This window comes from Pseudomonas sp. P97.38, assembly GCF_001269745.1.
In the GTDB taxonomy this organism is placed as follows: domain Bacteria; phylum Pseudomonadota; class Gammaproteobacteria; order Pseudomonadales; family Pseudomonadaceae; genus Aquipseudomonas; species Aquipseudomonas chlororaphis_E.
The window spans coordinates 354,716-374,279 of record NZ_LHVJ01000009.1 but is presented as its reverse complement, the minus strand read 5'-3'; the positions used below and the strand labels follow the sequence as shown (position 1 = coordinate 374,279).

The window sequence follows — 19,564 nt, the reverse complement described above, 5'->3', positions numbered from 1 at the left end:
CACTAAAAGGGGTGATTGACCATGCGAATCCTTGTGATTGAGGACGAGCTTAAAGCTGCCGAATACTTGCATCAGGGCCTGACGGAAAGTGGCTATATCGTGGATCGTGCGGCCACTGGCGCCGATGGCCTGCACTTGGCCAGACACCAGCTGTACGAGCTGATCATTCTCGACGTCAACCTGCCGGAACTGGACGGCTGGAGCGTGCTGGAACAACTGCGTCGCACCCACTCGACCCGCGTCATGATGCTGACCGCGCGCGGTCGCTTGACCGACAAAGTGCGCGGCCTGGACCTGGGTGCCGACGACTATCTGGTCAAGCCGTTCGAGTTTCCGGAACTGTTGGCGCGGGTGCGCACGCTGATGCGCCGTAGCGACACCATTGCGGTGCCACAGGTTTTCAAGGTCGCTGACCTGGAACTTGACCCGGCCCGCCACCGTGCGTTTCGTGGCGAGCAGCGCATCGACCTGACCACCAAGGAGTTTGCCCTGCTGCATTTGTTGATGCGCCAGTCCGGCGAGGTGCTGACCCGGACCCAGATCATTTCTCTGGTGTGGGACATGAACTTCGATTGCGACACCAATGTGGTCGAGGTGTCGATCCGGCGCCTGCGAGCGAAGATCGACGATCCGTTCGAAAACAAGTTGATCCACACCCTGCGCGGGGTCGGTTATGTGTTGGAGGCGCGCGAATGAAGCCGGCCAGCCTGTCGCTGCGCCTGGGCCTGACGGTGAGCATTCTCGGGGCGCTGCTGGTGGTGTTCCTGGCCATCCTGGCCTACTTCGCCCTCACCCATGAGCTCAACACATTGGCCAGGGACAGCCTGGCAAAGAAGATGGCGCAGGTCGAACACAGCTTGTCGTTGTACGGCGACGTCGCTGAAATCAGCGGCAAACCGCATATCCTGCTCGATCAGGTCATGGGCCATGACAATCTCACGCTGAGCATCTACGACCTGAACAATCTGCGGGCACCGGTGCTCAAGTCGGGCTCAGGGATGAGCGAAACGCGTCTGGAGCTCAGGGCCGTTCGTGCGGCCACCGAACAACTGGCCTACTCCAGCAGCACCGATGACCAGGGCATGAGATTTCTCACGGCATCCAGGCTAGTCCGCCTCAAGGACGGCAGCCGAGTGCCGGTCCTGTTGTCGACCGACAGTGCTCACGATCAGGCCTTGCTCAGTGCCTATCTGCGCTCGACCCTGATCGCCTTGCCCTTGCTGTTGATCTGCATCGGCCTCAGTGCCTGGGCGGCGGTGCAACGGGGCCTGGCACCGCTGCGTGGATTTACCGCCGTGGCCTCTCGGGTAACCACCCAGGACCTTGGCCATCGCCTGTCAGTGCTGAACATGCCTCAGGAGCTCAGCGAGTTGGCCCAGAGCATCAACTTCATGCTGTATCGCCTCGACAACGGCGTACAGCAGCTGTCGCAATTCTCAGACGACCTTGCCCACGAATTGCGCTCGCCGATCAACAACCTGATGGGCAAGGCCCAGGTGGCGCTGTCGCGCGAGCGCAACCCCGAGGAATACAGGAATGTGCTCGTCAGTTGCATCGAGGAACTGGAACGCGTTGCGCGAATCGTCAGCGACATGCTGTTTCTGGCACAGGTCAGCCATCCGGCGGAGCACGCCCCTTTCGAACCGATCACCCTGGAGCATGAAGCACTAAAAGTGGCTGAACTGTTTAACCTGGTGGCGCAGGACAAGCAGATCGAACTCAACGTGATCGGCAACGCGCAAGTGCAGGGTGACCGCCTGATGATTCAGCGGGCTATCTCCAACCTGCTGTCCAATGCATTGCGCCACTGCCCGCCGGGCAACACCGTGTCGTTGAGCATCGAATCCGGCGCCAGCCAGGCCTCATTGTTGGTCAGCAACCCAGGCCCGGGAATCGAAGCACGACATCTGCCGCACTTGTTCGACCGGTTCTACCGTGTCGACAGCAGCCGCTCCCGCTCGCAGGGCAGTACCGGCCTGGGCCTGGCAATCGTGCGTTCGATCATGAGCCTGCACCGGGGGAGCGTGAAGGTTGAAAGCCAGCCCGGCGGGATCACTCTTTTCAGCCTGACTTTCCCTAAAAGATGAAGCCAGGGACTGTACGAAAGCCTTTGAAACCGCCGTCCAACCTGGTCCGCCACGAATAGGACCAGAGCCCGCCGTGGCCATTTTCTCCATAGCCTTTAACCGCCCTGCCCGGCCAAAAACGCCAACATAATGGCGCCGATTTTGGCCAAATCAACAACACAGGCAACAGGCGACATTTTTCCGACGGAAGGCATCGCCGTGCCATTGCTGGAGGTTTGAGGGAGGGCTCATCATCCGCTTGTCATTGCTCCTCGCCTGAGCCTTTCGGGGCCAATGCAAGGTGCATCAATCGCATCGTTTCGATGGGAGCAATATCAGGATGATGACCGTCTACGTTATGGTTATGACCATTTGCACTGGCGGCGAAGGCTGCGTGGAAGAACGCAAGCACGAGCCCACCTACGCCACTAAAGCGATGTGCGTGGAATCGGCCAGGCACATGGCGGCGCGCAAAGGCGTGAAGTTCAAATGCCGCAGCGAGCGGTCGTGGGTGCCGAGCACTGCGTCGGGCGCGAGCGGCCAGGAGCGTGTCGTCTCGACCGACGTCAAGGCGCACCCGTGATCGTCCTCAGGAGCCCGGCATCTCCAGGTCCAGCAACGCCGCCCCCAGTGCCTTCCCATGCGCATCGAGCGCCAGCGAACGGGTAACCCCACCCCGCAAGATGCCAGGCAGGACAAAGTTGAGCGCCCGCACATTGGGCAGTTCATAGCGACGGATCATCGGCCCTTGCGGCTCCAGCAGCCCGGCAAAATGCTCGGCGACGCGCTCCACCGTGAGCCACTCACAGAGGCGCGGATAATCTTCGGCGTTGAACGCAATCACGGAGATATTGGAGGTGTCGCCCTTGTCCCCTGTGCGGGAATGGGCCAGGTCTCGCAGTTTGAGGCGACTCATTGCAGGTCCTCCGAATGAATCTTCACGCTGACCGCGTCGCGCGGCAGTAACAACGAAGCCACCGCCACCACCTGACGCACCGATTTGCTCGCCCCGCCACCGCCGTAAGGCCCATTGGTGTAGAGGGTTTCCACTTCGTTACCGATGCGCACGGCCGCGGCGCGCTCAGCGCAACGGGCCGCGACCCGCAAACGCACTTCCCAAGGCTCGCTGCCCGAGCGCGCGCCCAGCTCGGTGCCGTGCAGCGCGTCGACCCCGATCAGCTCGGCGCGGATCTCTTCATAGACCACGCCGGTCAGTTTCAAGCGCTCCAGCACCACCTCCCGGGCCAAACGGCCGCGCGCCAGGGCCCCCGGCCCGCCATAGGAGATCTGGCCCTCGCCGATCCAGCCATCGAGGTAACCCACCGACACTTTGAGGTCGGCGGGTCGCGCCTGGCCACCGGCCCCCTGGACGGCGACCTGGTCCGGCCCGGGCGCCGTGAACGAGACACCGGAAAAATCGGCACTGACATCGGGGGTGAGGTACGCGGCGGGGTCGTGCACTTCATAGATCATCTGTTCGGTGCAGGTCGCCGGGTCGATGCGCCCACCGGAACCTGCGACCTTGCTGATCACTGCATGGCCCGTCGCGTCCACTTCAGCCAGGGGAAAGCCCAGGCGCGCCAGGTTGGGCACATCCTTGAACCCCGGATCGGCAAAGTAGCCTCCGCTGAGCTGCCCCGCGCATTCGAGCAGATGCCCCACCAGGGTGCCGCGACCCAACCTAGTCCAATCGTCCGCCGCCCAGCCGAACTCGAACATCTGCGGCGCGAGAAACAACGACGGATCGGCCACCCGACCGGTAATCACCACGTCGGCGTCGGCCTGCAATGCCTCGATGATGCCGTCCACCCCCAGGTACGCGTTGGCCGATATCAGACGCTTGCCCAATGACGCCAAGGTCTGGCCGTTATCCAGGGTCTGCCTCGAATCTTCCAGCACGGTGGCCAGCACATCGTCGCCGGTCACCGCGACCACCTTCAGCCCCGACAAGCCCAACTGCCGGGCGATGCACCGTACTTCCCGGGCCGCGCCCAACGGGTTGGCCGCGCCCATGTTGGTGATCACCCGCAATCGGCGACGACCCTCGGTGCCACGGCCGACAAAGGGCAGCACCCGGAGCATCCGCTCACTGAGCAACGGATCGTAGCCGGCCTGCGGATCAGCAAGCCGCGCTTGTTGGGCCAGGGCAATCGTGCGCTCGGCCAGGCATTCGAACACCAGGTAATCCAGCTCGCCGTGCTCGGCCAGCTCGATCGCCGGCTCGATACGATCGCCCGAGTAACCGGCACCGGAGCCGATGCGTAAGGTTTTCATTCAAAAGACTCCAATGAGCAGCGCCGTCACGGTCATCAGCACCGAGGCGGCGAACAGGAAGGGAATGGTGAAGCGTTGGTGATCGGCCAGTTCGATCTTGCACAGCCCCACCAGCAGGAACGTCGCTGGGGTCAGCGGACTGACCGGGAAACCGGTGGTGTGCACACCCAGCAGTGACGCCTGGGCCACTTGCAATGGATCGACGCCCAGGGCGCGCCCGACTTCGGCCACCACCGGCATCACGCCGAAATAGAAGGAATCGGGGTCGAACAGCAGGCTCAGCGGCATGGAGATGAATCCCACGACCATCGGGATCAATTTGCCGTGCCCGGCGGGAATCTGCGCCACCGCCACCTCAGCCATGGCCTTGAGCATGCCGCTGCCCTGCATGATGCCGGTGAAGACCCCGGCAGCCAGCAGAATGCTCGCCATCGTCAGGGCGGTTTTCGCATGGGCGTCGATACGGGCGCGCTGGGCATCGACGTTCGGGTAGTTGATGCACAACGCCAGGACCGTGCCGAGCATGAACATCACCACCGGATCCACCACGCCGGCAATCATCACACCCATCACCACCACGGTCAGGACCAGGTTGAGCCAGAACAGGCGCGGCTTGCGCAAGGCGACTTCCGCCTCGCTGAGCACCCGCTGCGCGACCACCTCGACGGTTGCCCCGGCGCCCAGCCCCAGGCGCTTTTCTTCGCGACGCCCCAGGTACCAGGCGCAGGCAAACACGAAGACCAGGCCGACGAGTTGCACGGGAATCAGCGGCTGGAACAGATCGGCCACCGGCACATGCAAGGCCGCCGACGAGCGCAAGACCGGGCCGGTCCAGGGCAGGAAGTTGACCCCGGCGGCCATGGCGGTCACGCAGGCCAGGATGCGCTTGTCCATGCCCAGGCGGGTATACAGCGGCAGCATGGCCGGAATGGTCACCAGGAAGGTCACCGCGCCGGAACCGTCCAGGTGCACCAGCAGCGCCAGCAACGCGGTGCCCATGACGATACGCGTCGGCCGGGTGCCGACACGCTTGAGGATGCGGTCGATGATCGGGTCGAGCATGCCGGCGTCGGTCATGACGCCGAAGAACAGAATCGCGAACACGAACATCCCGACCACCGGGGCGACGTTCTTGATGCCGGTGATGATGAATGCGCTGGTTTGCAGGCCGAAACCGCCGATCAGCGCGGCGATGATCGGCAGTGCGATCAGGGCGACCAGGGGGGACAGGCGTTTGCTCATCACACAGGCGAGCAGACAAAGGATGGTGACGACACCGAGTATGGCGAGCATGGGGAGGTCCTGTTCGGCATCTCTGTTCGCGGTGGCGATGAGATGCGCTGTTGTTGTTTTCCCCGAGTATTGGAATTGCCGGTATTCTTTGTAAATTGAAATGTTCGGTGACCTGCATTCGGAAAAACAAAATGAAGAACTCGATCCAGCACATCCGCGCCTTCCTTGCCGTGGCGCAAACCGGCAGTTTCGCCAAGGCCGCGGCGGCCCTGAACCTCTCGCCTTCAGCGCTGACCGTGCAGATCCAACAATTGGAAGACTGGCTCGGCGTCGCCTTGCTCGAACGCAGCCCGCGTCACGTGGCCCTGACCAGTGCCGGGCAGAACAACCTGCTGCCGATGGAGAAACTGCTGCTGGACCTGGACAACATCGTCAACGCCTCCCGGGACCTGGCGGCGCTGCGCCGAGGCGTCGTCACCCTCGCCGCCCTGCCCTCGCTGTGTGCCGGTGCGCTGCCGCCGTTGTTGAAACAGTTTCGTGAGCAGTTTCCGGGAATCGAGGTGCGCTTGCGGGATGTCGTGGCACGCCGGATCGACACCCTGGTGCGCGACGGCGAAGTGGACTTTGGCCTCGGCGTGCGCGCGCGGACGAACCATGGGTTGGCGTTTGAAACGGTGTTGGAAGATCGGCTCTGCCTGTTTGTTCCGGCCGGTCACCGGTTGGCCCGGCGACGCACGATCAAGCCAAGCGAATTGACGACCCAACCGATCATTCTCACCGGGCGCGACAGCAGCGTGCGCGAGTTGGTGGAGCAACTGTTCGCCGACGCCAACCTGACACTCATGCCGGGACTGGAGGCCAACTACATGTCGACGGTCCTGGCGTTGGTGCGCCAGGGCTTGGGGGTGAGCCTGCTGCCGGAATCGGCGGACGATGACCGGGCGGGACTGGTCAGGATCCCCGTGGACCATCCGGACGTCACCCGCCAGCTCGGCCTGATCACCCGCACCGGCCAGGCACTGTCGCCGGCCGCCGAGCAGTTCATCGCAATGGCCAAGGCGTTTTTCTAACGCCTGGACGCAGGCGTAGGCTCACCGCTGCACCACCGTTTGCAACGCGCCCCTGGCTTCAGGCTTTTTTGCGAACAACCTCTGCGGCAACAGGAAGTACGCCAACGCCGGCAGCAGGATCAGCGCGCCGAGCATGTTCACAAGGAACATGAACGCCAGCAGGATACCCATGTCGGCCTGGAACTTGATCGGCGAGAACGCCCAGGTCGCCACGGCGATCGCCAGGGTAATGCCCGTCAACAGGACCACCTTGCCGGTGAACAGCAGCGCCCGGTAATACGCCTCGGACAGCGAGGCGCCGGCACGCATGTGCGTGAGGATCACGCTCAGCACGTAGAGGGCGTAGTCGACGCCGATGCCCACCCCAAGAGCGATCACCGGCAGCGTGGCCACCTTGACGCCCATGCCCAGGCCCACCATCAGGGCCTCGCAGAGGATCGAGGTGAGCATCAGCGGCAGCACGGCGGCGAGCACCGCGCGCCAGGAGCGGAACGTCACCCAGCAGAGCAGGATGACCGCGCCATAGACCCAGAACAGCATTTCGCGCATGGATTTCTTGACCACGATATTGGTCGCGGCCTCGATCCCGGCGCTGCCCGCGGCGAGCATGAACTTCACCTGCGGCAGTTGCTGTTGTGCAAAGAAGGCTTCGCTGGTCTGCACCACCCTTTCCAGAGTGTCGGCCTTGTGGTCGGCGAGGTAGACGTACAGCGAAAGCAGCGAACAGCCCTGGTTGAACAGCTCTCGAGGCGCTCGCGTCTGCACCGCGCCCAGGGCACCGTCGTTGGGGATCAATTCGTACCACTTGAAGTTGCCTTCGTTGTAGCCGGCGGCGGCGATCTTGCTCAGGGCGGCCATTGAGTTGGTCGACTCGACGCCCGGCAGCTGTTCCAGTTGCCAGGCCAGGGCGTCCACGGCGGCCAGGGTCGAATAACGGGTGCACTGGTCTTCTGGGGTCTTGACCATGACCACGAAGATGTCCGAACTGGCCGCGTAGTTTTGCGTCATGAAGGCCGCGTCGCGGTTGTAGCGTGAGTCGGGACGCAACTCCGGAGCACCTGGGTCGAGGTCGCCGATCTTCAAGTGCAGACTGATCGCGAACCCTCCGACCGCCAGCAGCAAGCCCGCCAGGCACGCCCCATAAGCCCACGGTTGTTGGGTGAACAGGTCGAGGAAGCGCCACAACGGGTGCTTGACGTTCGCCTGCACTTCGGCGGTTTCCGCCCGCAGGCTGCGCGCCGCCGCCTGGCTGCCAACGCCGATGTAGCTGAGCAGGATGGGCAGTAGGATCAGGTTGGTGAAGATCAGCACCGCCACACCGATGCTGGCGGTGATCGCCAGGTCCTGGATGACCCGGATCTTGATCACCATCAGCACGGCGAAACCGACCGCGTCACACAGCAGCGCGGTCATGCCGGCGGCAAACAGGCGGCGGAAGGTGTAGCGCGCGGCAACCACCCGGTGCGTGCCGCGACCGATGTCCTGCATGATGCCGTTCATCTTCTGCGCGCCGTGGCTCATGCCGATGGCGAACACCAGGAACGGCACCAGCGCCGAGTACGGGTCAAGGTCATAACCGAGCGTAGCCAGCAAACCCATCTGCCAGAGCACCGCCACCAGGGAGCAGAGCACCACCAGCGCGGTGCTGCGGGCGCAACGGGTGTACCAGTAGAGCACCGCCACGGTCACCAGTACCGCGACCACGAAGAACAGCATGACCTGCAGCAACCCGGCGACCAGGTCGCCGATGATCTTGGTGAAGCCGGTGATGTGGATCTGGATGCGCTCGTTCTGATACTTGTCGCGCAGGGCCTCCAGTTGCCGCGAGAACGCGCCTGCGTCCAGGGCCTTGCCAGTCTCCGGGTTGATTTCCAGCAACGGTACGAAGATCACGCTGGACTGGAAGTTGCCGGCCACCAGTTGCCCGATCTCGCCGGAGCGGGCCACGTTGGTGCGCACCTGTTCCAGGCTGGCCGGCGAACCGTCGTAGGTGTCGGGGATGACCGTGCCGCCATCCAGCCCTTCTTCGGTTACTGAGGTCCAGCGCGTGGTCGGCGTCCACAGCGACTTCATGTAGGGCTTGTCGACGCCCGGCAGCAGGTAGATTTCGTCGTTGAGCCTGGCCAGGGTGTCCAGGTAGTCCTTGTCGAAGATGCTGCCCTCGGTGACCGCCACGGCGATGCGGACCGAGTTGCCGAGGCCACTCAGTTCGCTGCGCTGTTCCAGGAAGTTGGCGACGTAGGGATGGGAGGTCGGGATGGTCTTTTCAAAACTGGCATTGAGGCCGATCTTGCTGGCCTGGTAGCCCAGCACCAGGGTCGCCAGCAGGCAGAGCAGGATCACCCAGGGACGGTGATTGAAGATCGCCCGCTCACCCAGGTTGCCGGAACGCGGATCGAAATCCTCCAGGCGGGCGATCACCACTTGCTGTTCGAGGGCAGGATTATGCTCGTTCACATCGGACTCCGAATACGGCCACAGGGGGCGCGGGTACAGTGCGCGCTGGCGAGTTGCTCAACGTTGCGCCGAAGAAAAAAGGACATGGTCGAGGCGGGTCGGACCGTTCAGACCGACGCATACCAGGCTGCCGTCCGGTGCCGCCACCACGCCAGCGATGGAGGTCGCGGCCGGGGCCGGTGAACGTCGAAAGTGACGTCCCGGGTCAAGACTTAGCAGCACGTCGCCGGCCTGGCTGGCCAGGACCCAAGTGCCATCCGCCAATCGGGTGGCGGCGGACAGGGCCACTTCCAGGTCGGTGTCGATCGGTTGCCAGCGGCCGCCTTGGTCCCCCGACCAATAGGCGTTGCCACGCAAACCGAAGGCCACCACCTCTCCCGTCGAACTGCCTTGCAGGCCGAAGAAGCTGCCCTCATAGGGTGATTCCAGTGCCTGAAAGCTGTGCCCGTTGTCCTGTGAACGCAGCAGCAACCCGCGCTCGCCGACGATGAACAGCGCACTCCCCGCCGCACGAATGCCGTACAGGTTGAGGTCCTCGGGGTTTTCCAGCTGCCGCATCCACGGCTGCCAGTGACTGCCGCCGTCACGGGTGTGCAGGATCAGGCCATAGGCACCGACCGCGTAGCCGGTGCGCCGGTCACTGAAGTACACGTCGAGAAAAGGCTTGTCCGGCCCGTCGGCCACCAGCCGCTCGGCGTCCTTCAACGCCTTGGGATCATCCCCTTCGCGTGCCTGGGCCAGGGCCAACTGCGCGGCGGCGACGCCGTCCAGTTGCTTGCTCCACGATTCGCCGCCGTCGGTGCTGTGCAGGATCACACCCATATGGCCCACGGCCCAACCTTCCTGCGCATCCACGAACTGCACCGCCGTGAGACTGACGCTGACCGGCACCCTTGCCTGGCGCCAGCTCACGCCGGAGTCATCCGACAGCAACACGATGCCGCGCTCGCCGACCGCCACCAACCGTTCACCGGCGCGAGTCACCGCCAGCAACACCGAATGGGCTGCCTTGGCACTTTGCAGCGCCGCCTGGTCGAGCAACGCAACCCGTGGAGTCGCCATCGCCCAGCCCGGCATCAGCATGATCGCCAGCAGCAGGGCCGCCGGCAGCGTGCGCGTGAGTGAAAATTTACCGATCATTGTCCGCTCCAACCGCCCAAGAAGAGTGATCCAACTGCCCGCCTGCGAGCGCCGAGGCCGCAGCCTCGGCGCCCTGCCCCAAGGCTCAGCGGCTGCTGTCGTTGGCCATGGCGTCCGGGGTGAAGAACGCCGCTGGAGGACGCGGATAACTCTGGTACTGCACATCCAGGTCGTTAGCCGACGAGTTGAGGAAGTAGGCCCCGGTTTCCAGGTTGTAGCTGCCCCACGACATCTGGGCCGTCAGCGCCGGCATTTCCGGTGCCAGCAAGGTCAGCGAGTAGTTGTGGCGGCCCAATTTGCCCTGGGCGTCGTAGCCGTCGACCAGCAGCACCTGCCAGGAATCCTCATCCACGTAGTAGGTGCGCTTGGGCACCACGTGGCGCTTGCCGTCCTTGAGCGTGGCACTCACCACCCAGACCCGGTGTTTCTCCCAGCGCACCAGGTCCGGGTTGAGGAAGTTCGGCTTGACCAGGTCGTCGCTTTTCGCCGCCGCCGCACGGTTGTTGTTGTAGGGCACCAACAGCTCTTTCTTGCCCACCAGCTTCAGGTCGTGCCGGTCGGTAGGGCCGAAGACCATGAACGCCTCATCGAAGAAACCGACGCCCGAGGTGACGAAGTCCGGGGTGTCGTAGGCGATGTTCGGCGCCCGCCGTACCCGACGCTGGCCAACCAGGTACTGCCAGGCGGCACGCTTGCCCGGGTCCATGTCCCAATGGGTCATCAGGCCTTCGCCGGCCTTGGAGGACGGCAGTTCCGTCGCCAGTTTGCCGATCAGGAACTTGCTCCCGAAGGTCTCCAGGCTGCCTTCCTTGAAATAGTAGGGATTCTGGTACCAGAACCGCGCCCGGGTGGCCTGGATCTTCTTGCCGCCGGCGGTCATCAGCCAGGTGTCGAACGGCGAGTAGAACGTGTCGGCGCCCTGCCAGGACAGGCGGTAGTTCCACAGCACCTCGGCGCCGTTCTGCGGCAATGGGAAAGGAATCCCGCCATAGGCGCCGCTGACTTTTTCGGTCTCCAACTCCAGGCTGGCACGGGTCGCGTTCTTCAGCGTGTTGTCGTACACCCATTGCGGCGCGGCGGCACTGCGGTGAGTCGGATAGACATCGAGCCGGTAGCCCGGATACTTCTGCAGCAAGGCTTTCGTGCCATCGGCCAACTGGTCGGCGTACTGCGCCATGTTGGCGGCGGTCACCGAGAACAATGGCTTGTCGGCGGCGAAGGGGTCGGCACGTTTGTCGCCGTTCTTGTAGCCTGCCGGCACGGTGGTGTAGCCCCCGGTCCACGCCGGAATGCTGCCGTCCTTGTTGCCGGCACGCTCGGCGCCCATGGGCGTGAGGTCACTGTTGAGCCGCGCGGCCTGCTCGGGGGACACCGCCGCCTGCACCAGGCCGGCACTGAGCAAGGCAATGGCCAGGGCCGAAATACGCAAGGAAATTTTGCTTTGCATAGCGGATGAAACCTCTTATTAGAATGTGGTTTTCACGTACATGGAAACGAAGTCGCGGTCCGCCAGCGATTGCGCATAGCTGAAGTTGCCGTCTTCGCGCAGACCCGCCGCGGCCTTGCCGAAGAAGTTCACGTAGTTGATGCCAAAGTCCCAGCGCTGCAGGTACGTGGCCTTGACGCCGACACTCCAGTCACCGGCATGGGAGTTGCCGAAACCGCCTTTGCTGACGGCCGACGAGCGCCCGTCCAGCCCGACGCCAAACCCCACCGGTACGCTCAAATCGAGGCCGTCGGCCACCTGGAAGTACGCCGGCTCGGCCAGCACCCGCAGCGCGGTGGCGTCGCGGGTGGTGTTGGGGTCCAGGGCGGCGCGGTTGTCCGTCACGCTGAGGGTGCGGTTCCAGGCCAGTTCGGCGAGCACCGAGCCGCCGTCCCAGAACGTGCCGGGCGACAGCAGGTAGATCGTCGACAGGTTGACGTGGGCGGTCTTGCCCTTGGCGTAGAGCGCGTCGCCGCTGTTGTCCGCCGCGGTACCCGGGGTCACCACCTGCAGGTTGCTGACCAGCGGCGCGTCCCAGCGCACCGAGGTTTCACCGGCGAAGTTGAACGGGCCATAGGCCGTGGAGAAACTGGCGCCGACGGTCTTGATATCTTCGGCGTAGACCTGGCGATAGGCATTGAGGATCGGCAATCCGGTGGCCGCTGCCGCGGCGCCGTCGAGGTAGGCGTACAGCGCACTCGGCGTCTTGTCGTGGTACTTGGCGGCGTAGAAACCCAGCTCCAGCTCGGTGCCTTCAGGCTTGAAGCGCAACTGCATGCCGCCCTGCCCCGAGTTCCTGGCCTCGATGTCCGAAGCGTGCACGGTGGTATTGCCGAACACCTCGGTCCAGTCACCCGCGCCCTTGCCGATGCCATCGTTGTCGCTCAGATAACTGCCCGCTCCCGGGACGTTGGAGCGTTCCCACTCGAACTGGTAGTAGGCGCCCACGGACAATTGTGGGTTGATCTGCAATTGCCCGGACACTTGATTGACCGGACGCAGGATTTCCTTGAACTGCGTCCCCGGCACGCTGAGCAACTTGACCACGTCGGTGGGCCCCTGGGCCGCGGCGATGCCGTTGCTGCCGTAGAACAGGCTCTCGCCGTAGATCAGGCTGTGCCGCCCCAGGCGCACCGTGCCCTGGCTGGTGTCTCCCACGTCGCCGCGCAGAAACACGAAGGCGTCCAGCAGTTCGGCGTCACGCCCGTGCAGCTCACGGGTGTCGTCGAGGAAATGCGGATTGGCGCTGTCGTCGGTGTCCTTGTTGTAGACATCGTCGTACCAGGCCGCGCCGCTGATGCGCAGGCCGTAGTTCTGCCGGCTCAGGTCCATTTCACTGAACAGGTCCAGGCGGTTGGAGACCAGGCCCCGGCTGAAATTCCTGTCACCCTGGCCCTGGATCGAGGGGTACAGGCCGCCTGCCGTCGATGCATTGGTCAAGTGGTCGTCGGCACCTTGCAAGCGCCAGGCCTGGCTGTACTTGATGGTGTTGTCCCAGCGCAGGCGCCAATCACTGTCACCGAGGTCGATTTGCGCAGCCTGGGACTGAGTGGCCCAACCGGCCAGACACACCGACAGGGCCAGGGCATTGCGTGTAAAGCCCGGATAGCATCGAGAATTGTGCATGGTGTTCCTCATTGTTCTTGTTGTGGGAAGCCTGTTCTGTACGCGGGTCGCCCGAAACACGAGCGCCAGCGGGTTGCACGAAAATGCGCGGGGTACCTTTCTCCCTCAGATGTAAGTGGACGCCAGGCCACCATCGACCGGCAGGTTGATGCCGTTGATCCAGCGAGACTCATCGGCACAGAGAAACGCGATGGCAGCCGCCACCTCATCGGCGTAGGCCGGCCGCTTCATGCGATGGGCATCCGCCTCGACGCGCGCTTGGCCGAGCATGCTGACGAAGTCGCCTAGGATGGGCGTGAACACCGGGCCAGGCGCCACGCAGTTCATGCGCACCGAGGTTTGCAAGAACCACGGCTGGGCCTGCTGATAGCTCCAGACGATCAGCGCCTCTTTGAAATACTGGTAGCAACTGTCTTGCGGCACCGGATGCTGGTTCAGCCAGGCCTGGGCCTGGGCAAAGCCATCGATGGCGGCCAGGGTCTTGTGCAGCGCCAGCCGCTGCGGCCATTGCGCCCCCAGGATCGATGCGACGTTGACGATGCTGCCGCCGGCCCGGATGCGCGGCAGCAGCGCGGCGCACAGGTGCCGCACCCCGAGGTAATTGACCTGGGCGACCAACTGCGGGTCGGCGGTGCCCGGAACCCCGGCGATGTTGCAGAGCCCATCGAGGGACGCCGGCAGTGACTGCACGGCGGCGTCGATGGCATCCGGGTGGCTGAGGTCGGCCTGGATGAACTGGTCCAGGCTCAGGTTGGGCGCATTGCGATCCATGCCGATGACGCTCGCTCCGTGAGCACGCAGGGTTCGGGCCGTTTCGGCGCCGATGCCCGAGGAAACGCCGGTCACCACGATCGTCTTGTTGGTCAACTTCATAGCAGGTTCCCGATTCGTGCTTGTGCTGCCCGTACGGGCGGAGGCAGCCAAGCCATGTTGTTATTGTGCCGAATTAGTTAATCTCGGTAACTAGTTGTAGCAAGCGATATGCCATCTCCTGACAAACGACCGCCGACCGCTCAAGCACGCGACATCCAGGCAGTTCAGGAAGATCAAGGCGCAGGCGCGCGGCGATGAGGGCGTTAGAAAAGTGATGATTTCAGCAATTTCGTGCTGCACTATGCGCAATATGATTAATCGAATTAGGGAATTGCGATGGCAGATAAGCTGATCTCCCTGGCCGAACTGTCCCGGGGCACGCAAAAGCAACCAGCGCGCGGCGCCAGTGAACAGTTGCCGCCCGGCGCCGCGCCGACGCTGCAGGACCTGACCGAATGCCTGATGTTCAGCCCCGGCGATGGACGCATCTGGCTGAACGGCGCGCGAATGTTGCTAATGCACAACAGTGGCGTGGGCGCCTTGCGCCGCGAACTGATCGAAAGCATGGGGCTGGCCCGCGCCCGGGGCATCATGCTGCGTACCGGCTACCATTGCGGTGCCCGGGACGCGGCGCTGATCAAGGAGCGCTTCCCCGAAGCAGACATCCTGGCGCTGTTCGCCGCCGGCCCGATCATCCATGCCATCGAGGGCGCGGTGAAGGTCGAGCCGGTGCATTTCGAATTCGACATGAACCTGGGCACCTACTACGGCGAGTTCCTCTGGCATCACTCCAGCGAAGACGACGAACACATCGCCCAATACGGCATCGGCACCGAGCCGGCCTGTTGGATGCAGACCGGCTACGCCATCGGCTATACATCGGCGATGGTTGGACGGCTGATTCTCTATCGGGAGGTCGAATGCCGTTCCACCGGATCGAGCATCTGCCGGCTGGTAGGCAAGCCCGCCGAAGAATGGGACGACGCCGAAGAGGACCTGGCCGACCTGAACGCCGAACCCTTCGTCAGCACCGGCGGACGCAGCGCGGCGCCCCAGGGCCGGGGCGATAAAGGTGCCCTGCCCGCTCGCCTGCAAGCAGACCCGACACCGGCCCAGGACAGCGACATGGTCGGTATTTCCTCAGCCTTCAACGCGGCCTGCCACATGCTGCGTCGGGTGGCGCCGACACAGGCGACGGTGCTGTTCACCGGTGAGTCCGGTGTCGGCAAGGAAATGTTCGCGCGGATGCTGCACCGCATCAGCCCGCGCCACGACGAGCCCTTCGTGGCCATCAACTGTGCGGCCATCCCAGAAAACCTGATGGAGTCGGAGCTGTTCGGCGTCGAGCGCGGCGCCTACACCGGCGCCACCCAATCGCGCGCCGGACGCTTCGAGCGCGCCAATGGCGGCACGCTGTTCCTGGACGAGATCGCCACCCTCAGTTTGGTGGCCCAGGGCAAGCTACTGCGCGCCTTGCAGGAAGGCGAAGTCGAACGGGTGGGCGGCAGTCGCACCCTCAAGGTCGATGTGCGGGTGGTTGCCGCGACCAATGTCGACCTGCGCGCCGCGGCACAGCGTGGCGAGTTTCGCGAGGACTTGTTCTTTCGCCTGAACGTGTTTCCGATCCACCTGCCGCCGCTGCGCGAACGCAAGGAGGACATCCCGCTGCTGATGACCCATTTCCTGCATCGCTTCACCCAGCGCCATGGCCGCCAGATCAGCGGCTTCACCCCGCGCACGGCAGACACGCTGCTGGCCTACGATTTTCCGGGCAACATCCGCGAATTGCAGAACCTGGTGGAGCGCGGCGTGATCAGCGCCCCGGACGGCGGCGCCATCGACCTTTCGCACCTGTTCACCAGCGGCGAGCGCCTGGCCCTGCCGATGTTCTCCATTGGCACCCGCGGCCAACTCGCGGCTGCACCGAACGCTCAAGCGGCGCCGCCTCAGGCTCCCGCCGCATCGATCCGAAGCGGCGATGAAGCCCTCCAGCAACTGTTCGGCGGCAAGGATTTGAGTCGGCTGTCGCTACAGGAAGTCGAGGACGCGATGATCGACCGCTGCCTGAGCGAAGTGAAAGGCAACGTCTCCGAAGCGGCCCGCCGCCTGGGCCTGACTCGGGCACAGTTGTCCTATCGATTGTCGCGGCGCCCAGCCAGCGACTAAACGTGGCGGGGGGCCATTCAGTGAGGGATGAAACAGCGCCCGAACATGACAAGTGCCACGTCGACCCGTTGGTCGATCTGCTCGTCGGACCAGTTTTGTTGCACGCCCAGGGTGAACAGCTTGAGCGGCTGCGAAATCAGCAGTGCGTCGATCAACTCGATGGCCGGCTCGACATCCTGCCGCGCCAGCAGGCCCTTGCCCGCAGCCTTGCCCAGCAAACCCCGCAACAGGCCCAGGCAACGCTCGGCCCCTTCCTGGTACCAGATTTGCGCAATCCCCGGCGCATGCTCGCGCCCCTGCGCGGCCATCAGGTAAAGCCCCAGCGCCAACGGCGACAGCGTCAACCGTGCCCATAACGTCAGGTACATGCGCAGCTCGCTGAGCAGATCCTCGGCGCTGTCGATGCCACTTTCCAGCAGCAGCTCAAGGGTCGACAGGTCCCGCGCAACCAACTTCGAGAGCAGTTGCTCCTTGCTCGCCACCAGTTGGTACAGGGTTTTCTTCGAAATGCCGGCAGCACGGGCAATGGCATCCATGGTGACGTTGGCAAAATGACCGCTGCCGAGTATCTGCGCCGCGGCGTCCAGCAACAGGCTCATCTGCTCTTCACGGCTGCGGACCGGCGGACGACCGCGAACGGGCTTGACGGGTTGCGAGGGGGTTGCGGGCATGGTGAATCCTGGTGAATGGCAGCGGGTGAGTCTGCCACAGGTTAAATCGCGCACCTAACCTGTGGCGAGGGCGCGTGCTCGCGCCCCTCCCTCAAACAACCGCACCCTCGCCAGCGCTACCCTCCCGCGCCGTCGCCGCTGCGCGAAACGCCTCGCCCAGCGCAGTTTCGATAACCCCCCAGGCCTCTTGCGCCGAAGCTTCCGGGCCGAGGTGGGTGAACATGTGATCGCAGCCTGCGAACATCCGCGCGTTGACCGCCACACCGGCCTGGCGCAATTTCTCGGCATAGGCCTCGCCTTCGGCGCGCAGGATGTCATGTTCGGCCGTGATCAGCGTGGTCGCGGGCATGCCCCGCAACGCCTCGACGCTCGCCAGCAACGGCGACACCAACGGGTCACTCGCCTGATCGGGATCGCTCAGGTAACAGCCATTGAAAAAACGCACCAGCCCGGCACCGAGCAATGGTTTGTCGAGGCTCGAACGCTTCAGGCCGGGGTCCTGGACCAGGTCCAGGACCGCATAGTCGATCACCTGGTGCACCACCCGCAACCGCTGATGCCCCCGCGCCAGATTGGCCACCCCGGTGGCCAGGTTGCCGCCGGCGCTGTGCCCACCGACGGCCATGCATTGGGGGTCGATGCCCAGGCTTGCCGATTGCCCGGCCAACCATTCAAGCACCGCGAAGCTCTGTCGCAAGCCCGCGGGAAATGGATGCTCGGGCGCCAGGACGTAGTCCAGGTTGACCACCAGGCAACCCAGGTTGTGTGCCAGACGCCGACAATAGCTGTCGTCATGCTCCGGCACGCCAGCGACGAAACCGCCGCCGTGCAGGTTCAGGTACACCGGCAATCGCGCCCCGTCCGAAGCCGCCGGCCAGTAGAACAACGCCCGCGCCGGGCCCCAGGACGTCGGGATGAACCGCGCCTCGACCGCACGCAGCGGGTACTGCGCCGAGTCGTAGACGAACTTGCCTTTCATGCGCTTGGCAAAGGCGCGCAACAGCTTGGCCTTGAGGGTTTGAGGCAACGTCATGATCAGGCTCCCGGCGGCTCAGTGGGCCGTCAACAATTGATCCAGCAGGCCGTGGACCATCGGCCCATACGGCGCGCGCATCGCCAGGTTGGATTCACCCACCGGGCTTTGCACCACCACCGCCTTGGCGTGGCTGAACGTGCGGAAACCATGGGCACCGTGATAAGCCCCCATGCCGGCGTGCCCCACGCCGCCGAACGGCAGCGCCTCGAACAGCACATGGCTCATGACGTCGTTGATCACCACGCCACCGGAGGTCGTGCGTTGCAGCACCTGCTGGCGCTCGCTGGCGTCCTCGCCAAAGTAATAGGCCGCCAGGGGCCGAGGTTGCCCGTTGACGTAGTCGATCGCCGTGGCGAAATCCTGGTAGGTCTTGATCGGCAACAGCGGGCCGAAAATCTCCTCGCGCATCACCTGCATGTGCTCGTTGGGGTTGAGCACCAGGGTCGGGGCGATCTTGCGGATCTCGCGATCGTTCAGGTCTTCCTGCTCCGGGTTGATCTCGATCAGCCGCGCGCCCTTGGCATGGGCATCGACCAAGTAGCCTTGCAGGCGGCCGAAATTGCGCGGGTTGATGATGGAGGTGTAGTCCGGGTTGTCGCGCAGCGTCGGGTACATCTGGGCGACGAAGCGGATGGCCTCGACGGCGAAGTCTTCCAGCCACTCTTGCGGCAGCAGCACGTAGTCTGGCGCCAGGCAGATCTGGCCGGCGTTGAGGGTTTTCACCGTCATCACCCGCTGGACCACGGTCGCCAGGTCGGCACTGCGCGAGACCAGCACCGGCGACTTGCCGCCCAACTCCAGGGTCACCGGCACGAGATTGTCCGAAGCGGCGCGCATGATGTGCCGCGCCACCGACGTGCCGCCGGTAAAAATCAAGTGATCGAACGGTTGCGCACTGAACAATGCGCCGACCTCGGCCCCACCCAGCACCGTGGTCAGCTCGTGTTCGTCGAAGTAACGGGCGATCAGCTCGGCCAACAGCGCCGAGGTGCGCGGCGTCAGCTCGGACGGCTTGAGCATGGCCCGGTTGCCGGCGGCGAAGATGCTGGCCAGCGGGCCGAACGCCAACACGACAGGAAAATTCCACGGGCTGATCACCCCCACCACGCCCAGCGGCTGATACTCGACCCGTGCCTCGCAACCCGGGAACGGCGCCGGATGGGTTTCGGATTGCGCCCACTCGGCCAAGTGCTCCCGGCAATGCTTGAGGCTTGCCACGGAGCCTGCGATATCGGTCAGCAGCGTCTGTTCACGACTGCGGTTGCCAAAGTCCGCCGACACCGCCGCGACGATGGCTTCGCGGTTGTCCAGCAACAAGGCGATCGCCCGGTCAAGTCGATCACGGCGCAGCGCCAGGCTGGGCGGCCCCTCGTCCAGATGGGCACGTTTCATCCGGGCGAGTGCCGCAGCGAGTTGTTCGGCGCTGACGGCCGTATCGTGGTGACCGAGAATGCTCATGGCGTGTCTTCCTGCTGGTTAATTGTTATGAGTCAGTACTAAATGCCCGGCAAGACAGCCACCTCTGC

General features: G+C 64.1%; 16 protein-coding genes. 5 read left to right on the top strand and 11 right to left on the bottom strand.

Annotation, left to right across the window (positions count from 1 at the left end):
• Positions 1-21: 21 nt before the first annotated feature.
• The 3 genes from AD664_RS03645 (at position 22) to AD664_RS03635 (ending at position 2,649) form a co-directional block, all read left to right on the top strand.
• A complete protein-coding gene (locus tag AD664_RS03645) occupies positions 22-696 on the top strand; it encodes a heavy metal response regulator transcription factor (protein ID WP_053144466.1) in 675 nt (224 codons plus the stop codon).
• On the top strand, positions 693-2,087 hold the full coding sequence (locus AD664_RS03640; protein ID WP_053144464.1) for a heavy metal sensor histidine kinase: 1,395 nt from the start codon (positions 693-695) through the stop codon (positions 2,085-2,087). The genes AD664_RS03645 and AD664_RS03640 overlap by 4 nt, the downstream gene beginning before the upstream one ends.
• 343 nt (positions 2,088-2,430) lie before the next feature.
• Positions 2,431-2,649 carry a hypothetical protein gene (locus AD664_RS03635; protein WP_042731508.1) on the top strand — a complete coding sequence of 73 codons (219 nt, stop codon included), beginning with the start codon at positions 2,431-2,433 and terminating at the stop codon, positions 2,647-2,649.
• A gap of 6 nt (positions 2,650-2,655) precedes the next feature.
• Here AD664_RS03635 and AD664_RS03630 read toward each other — a convergent pair whose 3' ends face one another.
• From AD664_RS03630 to AD664_RS03620, 3 genes are read right to left on the bottom strand one after another with little or no spacing between them, the layout of a single operon-like run.
• Entirely contained in the window at positions 2,656-2,982 is a 327-nt protein-coding gene (locus AD664_RS03630; protein ID WP_053144462.1) for a hypothetical protein, read from the bottom strand.
• A complete protein-coding gene (locus AD664_RS03625) occupies positions 2,979-4,340 on the bottom strand; it encodes an acyclic terpene utilization AtuA family protein (RefSeq protein ID WP_053144460.1) in 1,362 nt (453 codons plus the stop codon). The genes AD664_RS03630 and AD664_RS03625 overlap by 4 nt, the downstream gene beginning before the upstream one ends.
• Positions 4,341-5,633: a CitMHS family transporter gene (locus tag AD664_RS03620; protein ID WP_042731505.1), complete on the bottom strand. Its 1,293-nt coding sequence runs from the start codon at positions 5,631-5,633 to the stop codon at positions 4,341-4,343. It lies immediately after the preceding gene.
• A 131-nt stretch (positions 5,634-5,764) separates the two neighbouring features.
• Here AD664_RS03620 and AD664_RS03615 point away from each other — a divergent pair, with 131 nt between their 5' ends.
• Entirely contained in the window at positions 5,765-6,643 is an 879-nt protein-coding gene (locus tag AD664_RS03615) for a LysR family transcriptional regulator (protein ID WP_053144458.1), read from the top strand.
• 21 nt (positions 6,644-6,664) lie between these two features.
• Here the strand turns inward: AD664_RS03615 and AD664_RS03610 are convergent, their stop codons facing one another.
• The 5 genes from AD664_RS03610 to AD664_RS03590 all read right to left on the bottom strand — a co-directional run bounded on the left by AD664_RS03610 (position 6,665) and on the right by AD664_RS03590 (position 14,225).
• A complete protein-coding gene (locus AD664_RS03610) occupies positions 6,665-9,100 on the bottom strand; it encodes an RND family transporter (protein WP_053144456.1) in 2,436 nt (811 codons plus the stop codon).
• A gap of 57 nt (positions 9,101-9,157) precedes the next feature.
• On the bottom strand, positions 9,158-10,240 hold the full coding sequence (locus tag AD664_RS03605; protein WP_053144454.1) for a YCF48-related protein: 1,083 nt from the start codon (positions 10,238-10,240) through the stop codon (positions 9,158-9,160).
• Between the two features lie 85 nt (positions 10,241-10,325).
• A complete protein-coding gene (locus AD664_RS03600; RefSeq protein ID WP_053144452.1) occupies positions 10,326-11,687 on the bottom strand; it encodes a DUF1329 domain-containing protein in 1,362 nt (453 codons plus the stop codon).
• An 18-nt stretch (positions 11,688-11,705) separates the two neighbouring features.
• Positions 11,706-13,352 (bottom strand): DUF1302 domain-containing protein, encoded by a 1,647-nt coding sequence (locus AD664_RS03595; protein ID WP_042730977.1) that lies wholly within the window; start codon positions 13,350-13,352, stop codon positions 11,706-11,708.
• A 105-nt stretch (positions 13,353-13,457) separates the two neighbouring features.
• Positions 13,458-14,225: a coniferyl-alcohol dehydrogenase gene (locus AD664_RS03590; protein ID WP_053144450.1), complete on the bottom strand. Its 768-nt coding sequence runs from the start codon at positions 14,223-14,225 to the stop codon at positions 13,458-13,460.
• Between the two features lie 276 nt (positions 14,226-14,501).
• On the opposite strand from AD664_RS03590, the gene AD664_RS03585 reads away from it, so the two are divergent.
• Complete coding sequence (locus AD664_RS03585) at positions 14,502-16,331, top strand: sigma-54-dependent Fis family transcriptional regulator (protein ID WP_053144448.1); 1,830 nt, start codon at positions 14,502-14,504, stop codon at positions 16,329-16,331.
• Positions 16,332-16,348: 17 nt separating this feature from the next.
• Here AD664_RS03585 and AD664_RS03580 read toward each other — a convergent pair whose 3' ends face one another.
• The 3 genes from AD664_RS03580 to AD664_RS03570 form a co-directional block, all read right to left on the bottom strand.
• Positions 16,349-17,002 (bottom strand): TetR/AcrR family transcriptional regulator, encoded by a 654-nt coding sequence (locus AD664_RS03580; protein WP_053144446.1) that lies wholly within the window; start codon positions 17,000-17,002, stop codon positions 16,349-16,351.
• 91 nt (positions 17,003-17,093) lie between these two features.
• Complete coding sequence (locus tag AD664_RS03575; protein ID WP_053144445.1) at positions 17,094-18,035, bottom strand: alpha/beta hydrolase; 942 nt, start codon at positions 18,033-18,035, stop codon at positions 17,094-17,096.
• An 18-nt stretch (positions 18,036-18,053) separates the two neighbouring features.
• On the bottom strand, positions 18,054-19,496 hold the full coding sequence (locus AD664_RS03570; protein ID WP_053144443.1) for a coniferyl aldehyde dehydrogenase: 1,443 nt from the start codon (positions 19,494-19,496) through the stop codon (positions 18,054-18,056).
• Positions 19,497-19,564 lie beyond the last annotated feature (68 nt).